This window comes from Arthrobacter arnarulunnguaqae (assembly GCF_051262515.1).
Lineage (GTDB): Bacteria > Actinomycetota > Actinomycetes > Actinomycetales > Micrococcaceae > Arthrobacter_N.
Genome location: NZ_JBIMER010000004.1, coordinates 1 through 15,564 on the forward strand (window position 1 = coordinate 1; position 15,564 = coordinate 15,564).

The 15,564-nt window shown below is 65.5% G+C and carries 16 protein-coding genes and 1 pseudogene; 7 read left to right on the forward strand and 10 right to left on the reverse strand.

Features of this window, described 5'->3' with window-relative positions:
• Positions 1 to 381: 381 nt before the first annotated feature.
• The 3 genes from ACHAAJ_RS05345 to ACHAAJ_RS05355 form a co-directional block, all read right to left on the reverse strand.
• Complete coding sequence (locus tag ACHAAJ_RS05345; RefSeq protein ID WP_435726963.1) at positions 382 to 591, reverse strand: hypothetical protein; 210 nt, start codon at positions 589 to 591, stop codon at positions 382 to 384.
• Positions 592 to 690: 99 nt separating this feature from the next.
• Positions 691 to 3,807: a DEAD/DEAH box helicase gene (locus ACHAAJ_RS05350; protein ID WP_435726964.1), complete on the reverse strand. Its 3,117-nt coding sequence runs from the start codon at positions 3,805 to 3,807 to the stop codon at positions 691 to 693.
• A gap of 105 nt (positions 3,808 to 3,912) precedes the next feature.
• Positions 3,913 to 4,236, reverse strand: a complete 324-nt coding sequence (locus ACHAAJ_RS05355) for a hypothetical protein (RefSeq protein ID WP_435726965.1) — start codon at positions 4,234 to 4,236, stop codon at positions 3,913 to 3,915.
• Positions 4,237 to 4,427: 191 nt separating this feature from the next.
• Between ACHAAJ_RS05355 and ACHAAJ_RS05360 the strand changes: the two genes are divergently transcribed.
• Positions 4,428 to 5,237, forward strand: coding sequence for an IclR family transcriptional regulator (locus ACHAAJ_RS05360; protein WP_435726966.1), 810 nt, complete (start codon positions 4,428 to 4,430; stop codon positions 5,235 to 5,237).
• Here ACHAAJ_RS05360 and ACHAAJ_RS05365 read toward each other — a convergent pair.
• Positions 5,234 to 5,862: pseudogene (locus ACHAAJ_RS05365) on the reverse strand (SRPBCC family protein); the annotation flags it as partial. The gene ACHAAJ_RS05360 and the pseudogene ACHAAJ_RS05365 sit on opposite strands and share 4 nt — an antisense overlap.
• Positions 5,863 to 5,911: 49 nt before the next feature.
• Complete coding sequence (locus ACHAAJ_RS05370) at positions 5,912 to 6,604, reverse strand: BRCT domain-containing protein (RefSeq protein WP_435726967.1); 693 nt, start codon at positions 6,602 to 6,604, stop codon at positions 5,912 to 5,914.
• 230 nt (positions 6,605 to 6,834) lie between these two features.
• Here ACHAAJ_RS05370 and ACHAAJ_RS05375 point away from each other — a divergent pair, with 230 nt between their 5' ends.
• Positions 6,835 to 7,311, forward strand: a complete 477-nt coding sequence (locus ACHAAJ_RS05375; RefSeq protein WP_435726968.1) for a DUF6650 family protein — start codon at positions 6,835 to 6,837, stop codon at positions 7,309 to 7,311.
• 86 nt (positions 7,312 to 7,397) lie between these two features.
• Here ACHAAJ_RS05375 and ACHAAJ_RS05380 read toward each other — a convergent pair whose 3' ends face one another.
• On the reverse strand, positions 7,398 to 8,324 hold the full coding sequence (locus tag ACHAAJ_RS05380; protein ID WP_435726969.1) for a hypothetical protein: 927 nt from the start codon (positions 8,322 to 8,324) through the stop codon (positions 7,398 to 7,400).
• Positions 8,325 to 8,633: 309 nt separating this feature from the next.
• Between ACHAAJ_RS05380 and ACHAAJ_RS05385 the strand changes: the two genes are divergently transcribed.
• Both ACHAAJ_RS05385 and ACHAAJ_RS05390 read left to right on the forward strand, forming a co-directional pair.
• Positions 8,634 to 8,897 carry a hypothetical protein gene (locus ACHAAJ_RS05385; RefSeq protein ID WP_435726970.1) on the forward strand — a complete coding sequence of 88 codons (264 nt, stop codon included), beginning with the start codon at positions 8,634 to 8,636 and terminating at the stop codon, positions 8,895 to 8,897.
• A gap of 125 nt (positions 8,898 to 9,022) precedes the next feature.
• Positions 9,023 to 10,225, forward strand: coding sequence for a DUF7453 family protein (locus ACHAAJ_RS05390; protein WP_435726971.1), 1,203 nt, complete (start codon positions 9,023 to 9,025; stop codon positions 10,223 to 10,225).
• Positions 10,226 to 10,257: 32 nt separating this feature from the next.
• Here the strand turns inward: ACHAAJ_RS05390 and ACHAAJ_RS05395 are convergent, their stop codons facing one another.
• The 4 genes from ACHAAJ_RS05395 to ACHAAJ_RS05410 are packed head-to-tail and all read right to left on the reverse strand — an operon-like array spanning position 10,258 to position 13,652.
• Entirely contained in the window at positions 10,258 to 10,659 is a 402-nt protein-coding gene (locus ACHAAJ_RS05395; protein WP_435726972.1) for a hypothetical protein, read from the reverse strand.
• A complete protein-coding gene (locus ACHAAJ_RS05400; RefSeq protein WP_435727163.1) occupies positions 10,659 to 11,438 on the reverse strand; it encodes an ABC transporter permease in 780 nt (259 codons plus the stop codon). Before ACHAAJ_RS05400 ends, ACHAAJ_RS05395 begins: the two co-directional genes overlap by 1 nt.
• A 25-nt stretch (positions 11,439 to 11,463) precedes the next feature.
• Positions 11,464 to 12,417 (reverse strand): ABC transporter ATP-binding protein, encoded by a 954-nt coding sequence (locus tag ACHAAJ_RS05405; RefSeq protein ID WP_435726973.1) that lies wholly within the window; start codon positions 12,415 to 12,417, stop codon positions 11,464 to 11,466.
• The gene (locus tag ACHAAJ_RS05410) at positions 12,414 to 13,652 is read right to left on the reverse strand and encodes a LolA family protein (protein WP_435726974.1); all 1,239 of its coding nucleotides are present in this window, start codon (positions 13,650 to 13,652) and stop codon (positions 12,414 to 12,416) included. The genes ACHAAJ_RS05405 and ACHAAJ_RS05410 overlap by 4 nt, the downstream gene beginning before the upstream one ends.
• 183 nt (positions 13,653 to 13,835) lie before the next feature.
• On the opposite strand from ACHAAJ_RS05410, the gene ACHAAJ_RS05415 reads away from it, so the two are divergent.
• The 3 genes from ACHAAJ_RS05415 to ACHAAJ_RS05425 all read left to right on the forward strand — a co-directional run bounded on the left by ACHAAJ_RS05415 (position 13,836) and on the right by ACHAAJ_RS05425 (position 15,378).
• On the forward strand, positions 13,836 to 13,991 hold the full coding sequence (locus tag ACHAAJ_RS05415) for a hypothetical protein (protein ID WP_435726975.1): 156 nt from the start codon (positions 13,836 to 13,838) through the stop codon (positions 13,989 to 13,991).
• Between the two features lie 129 nt (positions 13,992 to 14,120).
• Positions 14,121 to 14,855 carry a PspA/IM30 family protein gene (locus tag ACHAAJ_RS05420; RefSeq protein ID WP_435726976.1) on the forward strand — a complete coding sequence of 245 codons (735 nt, stop codon included), beginning with the start codon at positions 14,121 to 14,123 and terminating at the stop codon, positions 14,853 to 14,855.
• A gap of 337 nt (positions 14,856 to 15,192) precedes the next feature.
• Positions 15,193 to 15,378: a hypothetical protein gene (locus tag ACHAAJ_RS05425; RefSeq protein WP_435726977.1), complete on the forward strand. Its 186-nt coding sequence runs from the start codon at positions 15,193 to 15,195 to the stop codon at positions 15,376 to 15,378.
• Positions 15,379 to 15,564: the final 186 nt, after the last annotated feature.

A 15,564-nucleotide genomic window follows, 5' to 3' on the forward strand; every position in this document is an offset into this window, starting at 1 on the left:
TCCCCTAGCCCTTCCAACAATCACGGGCTTACCATCGGGCCATGTCTCCGCCCCCTCGATGCATACGCGAAGGCATTGGACCGGCCGAGGTACCACGCCTTCGAATGGCTCAACTCGGTGCCGCAGCGAGGCGTCGGCCCCACCGACCCGCCCGCCGTCGTCGACGAGTTGGCAGAGCTGAGCGAGCCCGGGCTGATGGCAATGCAGTCCGGCCGGTCTTTCGGCTGGGTCATCGGCGGGACCCTGCCGGCTGCGCTCGCCGCCGACTGGCTGTCAGCGCGTGGGACCAGAACGCCGGCATGCGCTTCGCCACGCCGGCCCCGACCGCAATATCGGCGGCCCCGAACGGCAATATCAGGTGGCTTCCAACCCTTCAAATACTCACCGCGCGGCCGGACGGCAGCACGTGCTGACGGCGGCGGGCTGGGATCTCGACCGGGACGTGCTGTGCGGGGCGCCGCGCGTGCGGGTCTTCGTGGGCGCGGAGGGGCACGCGGTGATGTCGATCACGGCTTGTTCGAACGCGGTCATCCGCAGCGTCGTAAACAGTGGCATGTCATCGGCAGTGAGGTGGTGGTCATGCACGGTCATGGTCGGTGTCCTTGCTGGTGACGGACGGGTCAGCGCATCGAGGTTGAATGCCTCGGCGCCGGCAAGGTGGGCGCGGCTGGAGTCGATCGGTTTTTACACCTATCGAGCAGCCGCATTCGCAGACGTGAATACGTCGACCGGCATCTCCCGTTGCAACTTCCAAGTGATTGCGATCGGCTTTTCTCCGCGATGTTGGACATAGTCGACAGCGCCAAGACAAGTGAAGGGCTGCACCATGCCCTCCGCATCCTTAGCTACGTCTCTTGTGAAGAGGATGACGTGCGAGTCGCTGGTCTTTCGGTTCAGATAGCGGCGCCCCGTTGGGCTTTCGGAAGACGTAGCGTTCTGTGATTCCCAATGGAACAGATTCGGGCTGAGCGCGTAGTCCTTATAGAGAGTGTTCGGGGTGTGCGTTTCCTCGTCTTTGTCGAGGGTCACGAAGAGAACGTCGGCCTTCGTACGTGGGCACCAGGCGACACCCTCCCGGTGACTCACGCCCTTGCCGAGTTCCAGCGAACCGTATTCTAGGGCTGCGAGTACCTCACTGCGCCAATAGGTGGCATGTGAGTAGAGCGGGATCTGCTGCAGGCCTATTCCTAGTGACTTCGGCGCATGGCCACCGTGGGCGATGGAACGATCGAATACGCCCCTCAGTTCTTTCACTAGGTATCCGCTGGAACGAATCCGATCCAAGCCGGCGTCGTAGGACCCAAATCCGCCGGCGTCGTCCCAGAATGTGTAGAACAGCATCCTCGCGAATGTCTGTTCACGAGGACCGAGGTTTGCGTAGCGCGGCGCTTCCGCGTCCAATAGCTCGCCGTAAGCGGTTGCCCGCTCGACATCGTCTACGTGCAGGAAGCGGGAAACGCGCTTGAGTAGCGCGCGCTCAGCCTCCCTCTGGGACTCAGGAATGGGCAGACCTTCCTCCCAGGGAGACCTGGCGCGAATGAGGCCAGCCTGTCGGACCAGCTCGGTCCAGGAATCCCCGCTCTTGCGGTAGACGTCTCTGAAATCACGTCCTGATTCCTCTAGGAAATCATCAAGATCAATTTGTCCGTGCGAAGCAACCTCACGAGCCAACGCCGGTCGATTCAAGCGCAACTGGTCTCGAAGGTTTGCGAGCACGATCCCACGCGACACGCGGTCGAGGACCAGCTGACACCCGGACGGCAGGCCGGGCACTTGCCCGTCGATGACTCTTGCCAGTCCCCTACGGGAGACATTGAGAAGCGCCCGGTATTTCACGTCGAATCGGAACTCTCGCCTCTGTTGGCCGATGAAGTCCAACACGGTGAGGACGGCTTTGTTGTCGGCGCGGCGCAGGCCACGGCCCAACTGCTGCAGGAACACAGTGCTGCTCTGCGTCGGCCGGAGAAGAAGAATCGTGTCCACTTCGGGAACGTCGAGCCCTTCATTGAACAGGTCCACCGCAAAGACGCAATTGAGCTCCTTAGCTCGAAGCGCTGCCAGAGCGCCCTCCCGCTCCTCCCGCGTCGAAGAACCAGAAACAGCGACGGAAGGGATCCCTGCCGCATTGAACACTTTGGCCATGTAGTTGGCGTGTTGGACGGATACGCAGAAGCCCAGTGCCCGCATCTGCCCCGTGCTCAGGACCTTGTCGCGTAGCTCATTGATGATCTTGAAGGCCCGCGCGTCATTGCCCGTATACAGATTGTCGAGCTGTTCGAGGTCGTAGTTGCCACGCTTCCACTCGATGGCGGTCAGGTCGACATCGTCCGAAACTCCGAAGTAGTGGAACGGTACGAGCAGGTCGGCGTCAAGGGCGTCCCAGAGGCGCAACTCTGACGTGATTCGGCCCGCAAAGTATGTATCTGCCACATTGACGCCGTCCCCGCGTTCGGGCGTCGCAGTCAGGCCGAGCAGTTCCATTGGGTTCAGGAAGTCGATGAGCCGCCGATAGGAGGCCGCTTCAGCATGGTGAAATTCATCGATCACGACGACGTCGAAGGCATCTGGCTGGAGCTTGTCCAGGCCTAGAGCTGCCAGCGACTGGACGCTTGCGAACACGTGCTTCCACACCGCAGGCTTTTGGCCGTCGACAAACAACTCTCCGAAGGAACCACGCCCAAGCACCTTGCGGTATGTGAATAGCGACTGTTCGAGAATCTCTTTGCGATGTGCGACGAACAGCAGGGTCAGCTCTCGTCCCGCACTTTCGCAGAGTCGCTTGTAGTCCATGGCTGCCAGGACCGTCTTGCCGGTCCCGGTAGCCGCAACCACGAGATTCCTGTGTTCGTCGCGGTTCGTTCGCGCAGCGTCCAGTTCTTCCAGCATCTCTTTCTGATGAAGAAGCGGCACGACTTCCAGCCCTGTGGCGCCCAACGTGCGGTCGGCCGTAGTTCCGCCAGCACGCTTAAGGGCGGCATCGAGCCGATCCGCGTCGGTGTCGGGGTCATAGGGAACGAAGGAATCCTGTGCCCAATAGCTGTCGAAGGTCAGGGAGAACTTCTGGAGCAATGCCGGGGTTGCGATCCCAGAAAGCCGCACGTTCCATTCCAGACCGTCAAGCAGTGCCGGCCTGCTGAGGTTTGAGCTGCCCACGTAGGCAGTGTCGAAACCCGTGTTCCGGTGGAACATCCAGGCTTTCGCGTGCAAGCGTGTTGCATTGGTTTCGTAGTTGATGCGAACTTCCGCGCCATATCTCCGGACCAGTTCGTCGATCGCATGGCGCTGCGTCGCACCCATATAGGTCGTGGTGATGACACGCAACGGCACTCCACGACCGCGGAGTTCATCCAATGCCTCCGCAAGGAGCCTGAGCCCCTCCCATTTGATGAAGGCGCATAAGAGGTCAACGCGATCGGCCGAGGCGAGTTCAGCGCGCAGTTCAGATGCAAGATGAGGGTCCTCGCCACTGTTCGTGAGGAGAGCGGCATCGCTCAGCGGAGTGGTCGGACGCGTGAACGAACGGGGGAGCACCGCCGAGTTGCGCGTCAGTGACAGGACTTGGCGTGGCCCTTCCAGCACACGGTCATCATGGTCAATCACTTCGAGCAGGCGATTCGCGACGCGGACCATCGCTTCGGGCTCAAGACTGCCCAGCTTGTCTACGACAGCCACTGACATATATCGCACCAATGCCGCGGAGGCTGCATGCCTTGGAATGTCTTCCACGGTTCGATTGAAGTCCACTAGTGCCTCGAGTCGAGCAGCTATGCCCGTGGTCAGCAACGTCTCGTAGATACCTTCGCCCAAGTCATGAGCCATTTTTCCCCCGATGAAGTCTGTGCGGCCAGGCTACGGTGACCACCCGACAAGTTGCAATGCAAACTATCGACGGCCCGTTTGCCTTGTATGTAACTACCTGTCTGTACCGGCGACTGTCCGCATCGAAGCAGTCGACGTGGAAGCAGAGCGGACTGGTTGTGTTTCAACGAGCCAGTCGATCGCCGCCGCAGCCCGGAACAGGGTCGCAAGAGTCAGCACAAGCGTGACGATGGAAAGCACTGAGATGAGCACAAGGTAGACGGAGGCGTCGCGCACACCAGACGCGTCCCCAGTCATGACGCCGATGAGGCTTCCAGCCGAAACCGCAACGGTGATGGCTGTGACGACGCCTGTAGCAAGCCAGCTAATCAACGTCCATGCAAACAGGACAACAATGGACCTCGGCCGTTCCTTCATGAATTTCCCCCAAACAGTGAACCTACAAGTTCCGTCAGCCTAGCTCCCAAGATGCCGACCGGACGAGACACAGGTGACCTGGCAGCGTGTGTTGGAGGTGCCTACGCCGATGTGCTTCCCGGCATAGGATCGACGGATAAGTCACCAACGCTTGCTTAGGATCCAGCAGCAACCAGAGAGAACACACCACCATGTCATCGAAGAACGACCCGGACCACGAGACTGACACGGACTCCGGACAGCACGGCGGCGTGCAGTCCGTGGACCGCGCCCTCGCCATCCTGGAGATCATCGCGCGCCTCGGCGACGCCGGCGTCAGCGAGATCGCCGAGGAGATCGGCATCCACAAGTCCACGGCCTCCCGGCTGCTCGGATCCCTCGTGGCCCGGGATATCGTCCAGCAGAACAGCGAACGCGGGAAGTACCAGCTCGGCTTCGGTATCCTCCGCCTCGCCAGCTCCATCCCCGGCCGCCTCAGCCTGGTCCGCGAGTCCCGCACCGTCCTGGAGGCCCTCGCGGACGAACACAAGGAAACCGTTAACCTCGCCGTCCTGCGCTCCAACTTCGCCGTCAACGTGGACCAGGCCATGGGCCCCTCCACGCTCGCCGCCTATGACTGGGTCGGCAGCCTCACCCCGCTGCACACGACGTCCAGCGGCAAGGTCCTCCTCGCCGCGCTGCCCGCCGAGGAGCGCCAGCGGATCCTGAAGGAAACCGGCATGACGGCGCGCACGCCTAAGACCATCACCAGCCGCAAGGAACTCGAGCTCCAGCTCGTGGAGGTCGCCCGCGACGGCTACGCCATCAGCGAGGAGGAGTACGAGATCGGCATCAACGCCGTCGCCGTCCCCGTGCGCAACCACCTGGGCAACGTCGTCGGATCCATCAGCATCGCCGGCCCGGCCTTCCGCTTCGACCCCGCCCAAAAGCCCGGCCTCCTCGAATCGCTCAAGGAAGCCGGGCTCCAGGCCAGCGCCAACATGGGCTACACGCCGCGCTAACCGCGCGGGACCGCGTCCCCCACCATCTCCTGCACCCAGTCGTGGAACGCGCCGATATGGTGCTCGCTCGGGACCAGCACGCCGCCCTTCGCGTAGACCTTCGAGCCCATGGCCGGCTGGCACCGCTCGCACGCGTCGAAGTCCTGCTGGTTCACGCGGTGGAACAGCTCCACGGACGCCGTGACGTCCTTCCCGCTCTCCACCACGCTGGGCAGGTACAGCCAGTCGCACTCCACGACCGTGCGGTCCACGGCCATCGGGAACATCCGGTGGATGATCACGTGGTCCGGGACCAGGTTCACGAACACCGTGGGCTTGATGGTGATGGCGTAGTAGCCCCGGTCCTGGTCCTCCCCCACCCCGGGGATCGCCTCCAGCCCCTCGGACCCGTCGATCGTGAAGCCCTTCACCTCGTCGCCGAACTCCGCGCCGTGCCCCACGAAGTACTGCGCGGCCAGGCCGTCGGCGAACTCGGGCAGCACCTCGGTCAGCTCCGGGTGGATGGTGGAGCAATGGTAGCCGGATCCGCTTGCCCAGGGCGAGGTTCGCGACGTCGTACCCCTCGATCGCCTGGACGCTCCCGAGCCGCTCCTCGATCGCCCCCCACGATGTCCTCCTCGAACGATCGGTGGTGCTGAACCGCACGATTGGGTGGTGCTCAAAACCTCAAATACTCACTCGACCAGCGCCCCGTGCCCGATCAGCCACGGCCCGACCGCCTTCAGTCCCCCGGCGATGGTCCGCACCGGGCCGTAGACGGTGAACCGTCCGTAGGGGCGCTGCTCCACGGAGAGCGCGGTGAAGGCGTCGTCGTCGGCCGGGTGTTCGGGGCCCTCGGCGAGCGCCAGCCCGCGCAGGGACTTGTCCGGCACCCCGGCGGAGGACGCGACGGGGATTCCGCCGACCGTCCAGCATTCACCGAGCGCGGAGAGGAAGGCGGGCCCGCGGACGATATAGCGGCCGTGTTCGGTGCTCTGGATGAGCGCGTGGAAGGAGGCGCCGTCGCGCAGCGCCTTGCAGGCGGTCTTGAGGGCGGGGAGGTCGCGCTTGGCGGTGCCCTCGACGGCCGCGGCGCCCGTGGGGGCGGTGGCGGCGGCCAGGTCGATGTCCGCGGTGACCGCGCCGCCGAGGTAGGTGTCGACGTATTCCTTCTCGGAGATCACGGCGATGCCGTAGTCCCGGGCCTTGCGCGCCTTGGTGGAGTCGACGTCCGGGTCGCCGGCGACGAGCAGGGCCGTCTTCTTCGAGACGCCGGGTCCGACGACGAATCCGGCCTCCGTGGTGGCCTTGGCAAGGTCGTTCTTGTCGACCAGTTCCAGGGAGGTGAAGACAATCTGGTCGCCGGGCTGAAGTTCGGGTGCACTCATGGTGGTTGAGTCTATCGGCGGGACGCTCATGGACTTCGGAAGGATCCTTCCGAAAGGAGCCTATAACCGTGCTCTGGGAGGCCAGAAGGGGACAAATCGGAAAGATGCTTCCGTCGCTCGTGGACTCGAGGTACCGGCCGCGCTAGGAAACCTGCGTCTCAACCGCCCGTGACGACTAACCACCGGCGAGGCGCTCGCAGCAGTCGAATCCCAACGCCCATAGTGTTCTCATGGATACGCAGAACTTCCTCATGGAGCTATTACTTGTTGTCATCGGCGGCCTCATCACGGTGGTGATCGCGTACTTCACATATCGATTCGAACGTCGGCGCCAGGAAGTGGCCGGACTCCAGCTGCTTCTGGATACTGTGGCGCACAAGCGCGCACTGAGGAACCTGAAAAACCCGCGGACCCTATCCGTAGCCGAGGATAATCCGGACTTCGTGGCGTGTTCCCGGTCTATCCTGAACCTTCGAGATGTCATTCAGCAGACTCGTGCGACGACTCGCTCGGAGACACGCATCCACTCCCAGCTGGATCACATGGTAAGGGCCTGCAATAAATATCTGAGTGACTCGAGGCGCGACCGCAGCCGATACGAGCAATACCTAATGGAGTTGCGTTCCACCGTCGCCGACGGGACCCGGAACATATCAGCCACGTATAAGTCATTGCGATATAACGAGCCCGGAGAACTCGGACGATAGGCCTAAGCCATGTGGCCCACAGAGAGCCGGTGGACCGTCGGCAGGTCAACGAGCGCCTTCCGAGCGCAGCTTGTCGAGCTGACGGACTAGTCACCCGCGTCGGCCCACCGCAGGACCCGGAGCGCCCGCAGCGTGTTCCAGCGGCTCGGCTCGCCCTCGGGCGCATCGACGTGGAGGTAGGTCTCGCCGGGCCACGCTATCCCCGCTGCCCACCGTCCGTCGTCGCCGCGCCGGGAAACCAGCTCCTCCAGCGCGGGCGCGAGCCGCGGATCGACCGGGCCGCCGACGCTCCGGAAGTGGTCGAGCGCGCGCAGCACGTCGTAGAACCAGTAGGGCGGGAAGGAGAAGTTCAGGTACCGGCGCTCGACTACCTCGCCCGTCGAGAGCCGCCGGAACAGCGACCTCTCGAGCAGGTACTCCTCGCCCCGCCGTCGTGCCTCGGCCGCCCGCTCCGCGCCGGTGCCCGCCGCGCACTCGTACTCGAGCAGCCCCTCGACCACGCACAACGTGGTGTCGAACGAGGAGCGCTTCGACTCCGGCGCTTCGCAGTTCCACCCGCCGTCGTCAAGTTGCTCGTCGAAAAGCCGCGCGAGGATCCGCTCGCTGCCCTCGCCCACGACGCCGAAGTAGGCGCCTTGCGCCAGGACGCCGCCGTTGATGCAGGGCTCCACCTCTCCGTGGAAGTACGGCAGGTCGTCCCAGTAGTGCCACGTGACATTGTCGCGCACCTTCCCCACCGCGCGGACGACGGCGGGGTCGCGGGGGTCCACGCCCAGGCGGCGCAGCAGCGCCAGGGTCCACATGACGCTCCGGCGGCAGCCGTCTTCGCCGTATTCGTCGTTGTTCCAGTAGCCGCGATCGTCCTGCAGGGACAGCAGCTCCGCCCCGTGCCCCTCCCGGGCGACGCGCGCCCGCTCCACCCGGAAGACATCCTCCGGCTCGTCGAGGAGGTCTTGCATGACCTGCCAGCGGAGGGAGGGATCGGCGTCGAGCAACCAGTCGGTGATCTGCATGCCCCCATGCTCGACGACGGCGCGGCGCCGCGCCAGAGCGCACGGGAACCAACCTGGATCGGCAGAACTATATTCTTTGGCCTCACACCGACTGAGCTTGTCCTACTCTTCAATTCGATGTACCCGCCCGCCACACTATGCGCATGGCCACTCGCTGGGAGGAACGTATCGACAGCGGTATTGCGTCCCTCAACTGCAAGGAAGAATTCACGGAGGCCGTGCGCTCCTGGACCGAGACCGTCTTCGGCCATCCCAGCAAGGGCGATCCTGTCAAAGAGGCATCCGTGCTCAAGTACGGTCACCCTGCACGTGATCATGATCCCGCTGGGCGTCTCACTTGTGCGCGTCGCGGAGCGGGTGGGACTGGGCCGGCATTCCGTGCCGGAGGAGAAGATCGCGACCCGGTACGAGCGGCTCTGGATACATCGCGAAGGCACGACAGTCGCGGACACAACGAAGGTGTACGACAATTCCAGCGCTCGTCACCCTTTCCGGCTCACGGCCGAATACAGCCACGGCTCCCTGGCTTTTGAGACGCGGTGGCCAGCCTGGGCACCGGCCGCCCTGCGCTGACTCGCAAACGGCGGCGCGCGCGGATGACCCAGGCAACAACCTTTTCCCAAACTGTCCGGCGCAAGCTGTGCGGTAGCACTGGGCATTCCCGGCTCGGTGCGTTTCGCACTCTTCTGGAGGTTCCGATGAAAGCGAGTAGTCCCACCCCCGTACGCAGGCACGGGCTACGCAGTTCCATAGCCGCGTTGTCGGCGGCCGCCCTCGTTGCGGTTGCCCTTCCCGCTCCCGCCGTCGCGGCGGACAGCGGATACATCTTCACGAAAGTCCTCGATAGCGCCCAGGTCTACGAACCGAATATGTTCGGCTGCGCGGCGATCAACGAACGGGGCGACATCGTCACCAAAACCGGCCGGCTCAGGGTCGCGAACGGCGAGACCAACTCCACCGAACTCATCATCCGCGCCAATGCCAACGGTGGCATCCGGCTCATGGTCAACGAAGACCTGGCCGGGTTCCGAAGCCTGGGTCGAAACCCCAAGATCAACGATTCGGGGCAGGTGTCCTTCTGGGCCAGGGGCAGCGCCTCCGGCAGCGGTGAAGTCATCGCCACCGCGGACGGCATTTCGGTCAAGGTGGTGGCCCGCACCGCGCCGGACGGCACCCACGCCGGCGAATACAGGTTCTTCGGGGTGGACACCACCATCAACAACCACGGAACCGTGGCGTTCCGGGGCGAGCTGGACAATGGCGTCTTGGGCATGTGGTCCGGCAGCGGCGGCACGACCGCCACCCACTACCTGAATTCCGAAGGCCTGTTCAGTGGTGATTTCGACGGCGTCTCCATCAACGACAGTGGCCAGATCGCGTTCGAGGAAAGGGCCAATCGTCAAAACGGGATCTTCCGCGGAGCCGTCGGCGACTTCACCACCATCGCGTCCAATGCGGGTCACTTCTACCATTCGCCCTCCGTTAACGAGTCCGGAACAGTGGCGTTCCACGACCAATATTTCGACGAGACCGGGCAGGTATTCGCCGTGGTCACAGGCTCGGGCGGCGAACTCACGACCGTTGCCGACACCAGCGGCGCATACAGCCGGTTTCCCTTCCGCGGCCCCGCCATCAACAACAACGGGAAGGTGGCGTTCAAGGCCGAGCTGGACAGCAACACGTTCCCCGAACCCAGCGGAATCTTCACCGGCCCCGATCCTGTCGCGGACCGGGTCATCGGCCCCGGAGACAGCCTGGGCGGAGAGGTGCCCACGGACATCGTCTTCTGCGAGGACGCCTACAACACCGCCGGCCAACTGGCCTTCACGGCGTACTTCGAGGATCCGGTGACCTTCGAACGACGGGCCGCGGTGTACCGGGCAACCCCTGTGGCCCCGTAGCGGTGCCGGGCTCCGGCGGACTCCCCGAGGGGCTAGTCCGCCGGCGGCCCCAGCACCACCGACCGCCCTCCGATGCGGATGGCAATGTCCGTGCCAGTGTCCAGCCCGTCCGGGGCGGCGAACTCGTAGCTCGTCGGAGCCAGATCCGCCGTACACGGCCCGCTGGATGCTTCCTTCAGCGTCATGATCAGTTTGTCCGGTTCCGCGACATCGAGCGTCGCGGGCTCCGGCGGGCAGCTGCTGCTGCCGTACAGCACCACCGCAAACAGCTCGGGGTATGCCGTCCACACGGCCGCCGGTTCGCCGATTTCGCCGCCGGTGACACCCTCCGGCAATCCCCGCTGGCTGCGCTCGTAGGGCGCGGCGCCGCAACCGCCCAGCAACAGACCGGACGCCAGACAGCCAACCACCACCGCCGCCCGGAATCGCGTCACTAGGAGAGCACGTCCTTCGTCGCGAACTTCCCGTAAGCCAGCGCGCCGAACACCAGCACGTAGCCACCCTGCAACAGCGCGTTCTCCCCGAACGACGTCCACAGGATCGGCTCCCGCAGCAGGTCCGCGAACCCGAACCAGTGGTGCGTGAACAGCCACGGATGCAGCCAGTCCAGCTGCGGCAGCTGCCCCAGGATCTGCGCGGCCACGGACAGCACAGCCGTCGCCGCCATCGCCCCCACGGGCACGTCCGTCAGCGTGGAGATGAACAGCCCCACGGCCGCGAGCCCCATCAGCGAGACGGCAACGTACGCGGCGATCAGCCCGATCCGCACGAACGACTCCCCCAGCTCCAACGTGTCCCCGGACAACAGGGTCACCGGCCCCGCGGGGAACAGCGCTAGGCCGACCAGAACACCGGACAGCGCAACGGACAGCGCGGCGGCCACGCAGAACGCCGCGGCCCCGATGTACTTCACGAGCAGCAGCCGCGCGCGCGACGCCGGGGCGATCAGCAGGTAACGCAGCGTCCCGTGCCCGGCCTCCCCCGCGATCGTGTCCCCGGACGCCACGGACACGGTCAGCGGCAGGAACAGCGGGATGCACATGAACATCCCCACGATCGCCACGTACAGCCCGTTGCCCGCCACCCGGTCCAGGAACGCGGGACCACGGCCCGACGGCGGCCCGGACGTCAGGCGCACGGCCAGCGCGATCAACACCGGCACGGCGGCGAGCGCCACCAGCATCGCCCACGTCCGGCGACGCCGGAACACCATCCCCAGCTCCGAAACCAGCAACGCGCTACTGCGCAAGATCGAACCCCTCCCCCGTCAGTTCCACGAAACGCTCCTCCAGACTGGGCCGCTCCACCGAGAACCCGCGCACGGGAACCCCGGCGGCGACGAGCTCGGCGACAATGCGCTCGGGCTCCGGTCCGCCGTCGGGCAGGGGTGCCCGCACGACGCCCTCGATAACACCCGGCACCAAACCGAGCCGGGCCAGGACGGCGCGGGCACCGGCGTCGTCCGGTGTCTTGACGCTGACGTGGCCGACTCCGCCGGCGCGGAGGTCCGCGAGCGTGCCCTGCGCGACCTTGTTGCCGACACTCATGACCGCCGCGTGCGTGCACATCTGCTCGATCTCGCTGAGCAGGTGGCTGGAGACGAACACCGTGGTGCCGGCCCCGGCGAGCGAGGCGATGAGGTGCCGCACCTCGCGGGTGCCCTGCGGGTCCAGTCCGTTGGTTGGCTCGTCCAAAACCAGCAGCTCGTGGTCCGACGCCAGCGCGTTGGCGATGCCGAGCCGCTGCTTCATGCCCAGCGAGTACGCGTGGACGGCCAGGCGCGCGGCCTTGGCCAGGCCCACCGTCTCCAGCGCCCGGTCCACGCGCTTCCTGCGCGTGGCGGGGTCGGCGCGGCGGTCGGCGGCGTCCAGCCGCAGCAGGTTGGCGCGGCCGGAAAGATAGGGGTAGAACGCGGGCCCCTCCACCAGCGCGCCCACCCGCGGCAACACGTCCATGGCCCGCTCCGGCATGGACCGGCCGAGCACCTTGATGCTGCCGCTGGACGGGGTCGCCAGGCCCAGCAGCATGCGGATGGTGGTGGTCTTGCCGGACCCGTTGGGCCCGAGGAAACCGAACACGGAGCCGTGCGGCACGGCCAGATCCAGGTTGTTGACCGCGTGGCGCTTGCCGAACCGCTTGCTCAGCCCCGTGGTCTCGATCGCGAGGTCCCCGGTGGGGGCCGCCCCGCTCACTCGGCGTCGGCCGCGGCCTGGAGCCGCTCCACGGGCACCGACCCGGCGAACACGCGGCCGTCGTCGGTGATCAGCACGTTGACCAGCGAGGTGTGGAGGAGGCGTCCGCCGTCGACCTCCGTGGCGAGCTGATCCAGCAGCGCGGAATCGGTCAGCTCCGCCGGGACCTGCTCGGCGGGAACCCGCACGACGGCATCCCAGCCGTCGCCGTCGACGGCGTCCTCGAGCGTCTTTCGGTGTTCGGCGCCGTGGTTGGTCTTGCGTTCGGCGCGGTCCTCGGGCGAGCCCTTGCCCTTGTGGTTTTCGCCGCCCTTGCCGCGCTGCTTGTCGCCGCCGGGTGCCTTCTTCTCCTCGACGGTGGCGCCGGCCGGTGGCTCGAACTCGAACAGGTCGGCGTCCGGGGTCTCCGGCGTGAACCGGGTGAACGCCGCCGAGATGGCGGGCTCCTCCTGGTCGACCGCGTCGACGGTGACGGCCAGCGGGACGCCGGTCTCGGCGTCGACCCCGATGGTCACGTCCTCGACGAGCGTCTGGTCCGTCTGCGGGGTAAGCACCAGGTTGTAGACGTCGCGGCCGGCGACGGACGAACCCTCTTCGACGGTGACGTCGGTGGACTCGCCCGCGTGGTCCAGGAAGCGTTCGGCGAGCTGGTCCGGCGTCGTCGGAATGTCCGCGTGGGTCTTGTCCCGGCCGTGGTCCTGGTGGCCCTTGCCGCCCTTGTGGCCCGGCAGCGTGGTGTGGACGGCGCTGTTGTCCTCGGAGTCGTAGATCCAGACGCTGGCGCCCTTGCGGATAATGTTGCGCTCTTCCATGCCGTCCATGACCTGGAGGCGCGACTTGTTCTTCCCGTCGACGAACACGCGGGCCTCGTTCGTTCCGGAGACGAGGTTGAGCAGCTCCGCGACCCGGGAGTCGAGCTCGGGACCGGCGGCGCCGTCCTCTGCCCCGCCGTCGTCCACTGGCGATTCGGCCCCGGGCGATCCGCCGTGCGACGGGCCGAACGAGGAGGAGGCTCCGGCGTCGGGCAGTGCGGGGATGCCGAGGCTGGTGGAGGTGCGGAACTCGCCGGAGAACGCCTTGACGTCCGCGTCGGCGACCATTTGGAGCACCTGCTCCGGCGTCTTCGGCTCCAGCGCGACCTCCGCGTTGGCCGACATCGTGGCACCCAAGGCCAGCGCGGCGATCGTGGCGGGCACGACTGCCGCCGGCATCCACTTCTTCACAACAGGTTTCATGGCACTTCCCCAGTCCAAACTCTCGGTACTCACACCGTACGCCGGTGGGCGTGGACGGGCGAGCCGTGCCGGCTGGGAGTTCGCGGCGAGTCCGGAACGGCCGCCCACGGAGGTCTGTTGGGGGTGTGCGTCTGCGAGTAGCATCGGGCCACTTAACCCGAGTCTCGACAACGAGGAGCAACAGTGGAACACAAGCCTGGGGAATCGAATCGTGGCCCCGAAGACGTCGGAGCGAACGACACCATGCCGAAGTCGGACGAAGGGGTCGGCGCGACGAGCACCGACGAATCCAATACCTTCGAGCCGGAGGAAGTCGAAGAGGTGGACGGGGAACAGTAACCCCGCAAATCCCGATGGCCGGAATGTGAGGGTCGGACCGGTTGTGGCCGCGTGCTGCCGTGGCGTCGAATGCACGATACTGGTCCTTGACGAACACCACCGAAGCACCGACCCACGCAGGAAGGCACCATGTCCAAGAAGCTGTCCATATTCGGTCGTATCGCCCAGCTCGGCAAGGCCAACGTGAACTCCGCAATCGACTCGGCGGAGGATCCGCAGAAGATGCTGGACCAGATGGTCCGCGACTTCACGAACAACATCGCCGAGGCAGAGCAGTCCGTCGCCCAGACCATCGGCAACCTGCGCATGATCGAAACCGACCAGAAGGCCGACCTGCAGGACGCGGCCGACTGGGGCCGCAAGGCCCTCGCGGCCTCCAGCAAGGCCGAGGAATTTCGTGCGGCCGGCAACGCGGCCAACGCCGCGAAGTTCGACAACCTCGCCAAGGTCGCCATCCAGAATCAGATCCGCGAAGAGAGCGAAGCGAAGGCCCTGGAGGCCACGATCGCCTCCCAGACCCAAATCGTGGAGAAGCTCAAGACCGGCCTCGAGAGCATGAAGCGCAAGCGCACCGAACTGGTCGCCCAACGCAACCAACTGGTCGCGCGCTCCCGCAACGCCGACGCGCAGAACAAAATGATGGACGCCGTGAAGTCGATCGACATCATGGACCCGTCCAGCGAAGTCGGACGATTCGAGGAAAAAATCCGGCGCGAGGAAGCCCGCGCGCTCGGTGCCGCCGAGCTGGCGTCGTCGTCCCTCGACTCGCAGTTCGAGGAGCTCGAGGACCTCGGCGAGGTCTCCGAGGTGGAGGCCCGGCTCGCGGCCCTCAAATCGAAGAGCAATCCGGCGATCGAAGGCTAACGACGTCGTTGACAGGCCCCGCCCGGTGGACCGGGCGGGGCTACTGTTTTCTGCGCGCGTCGCACGCCTCCACGGGGTACTGCAGCACAGCGCCCCATCCAGCCCCGCGTGGGCCTCAATCGCAGCCGTAACGGCCCGGTCCGTTCCCCGCGGACGCAGACGCCCCGCCCTGCCGTCGCTGCCAGGTCACATTCGTCACTTCCTCCCCTTGACCTCACAGCTGTACCGCTGTTCCCTGAACTTGAGGGGCACGGTCGCCTACACAGCGACGCTGAGCACGGTGTGCCCCCGTCACCAACACACCGGTGGGAACATCGCTCCCTTAAGAAAGGGTCAGGTGAGCATCATGCGCAAGACGACGACAACGGTTATGGCGGGCACGTTGCTGGTACTGGGCAGCATCGCGGCCGCAGGCCCCGCGGCCGCCGAGCCTCCGGGTCCGGGCAGCAAGCAGTGCGCGCCGGGGCAGCACGGCAACGCGCATCCGGGTTTCAAGGCCGGAGCATGCACGAACGGCAAGTAGCTTCGCGGACCATACCCACCTGCAAAGCAGGGTGTGGATGATTTCCAGAAATTAGAAATCTGGCGAAACTCGCCTCGCGGGACCGGACCACCGACCATGTGGACCGGTCCTGGACCTTTGAGAACACGGAATACCTGCGGACGACCTGAGTCTTGGAGCATTTGCGGCGGACGGCGAGCCGGCCCC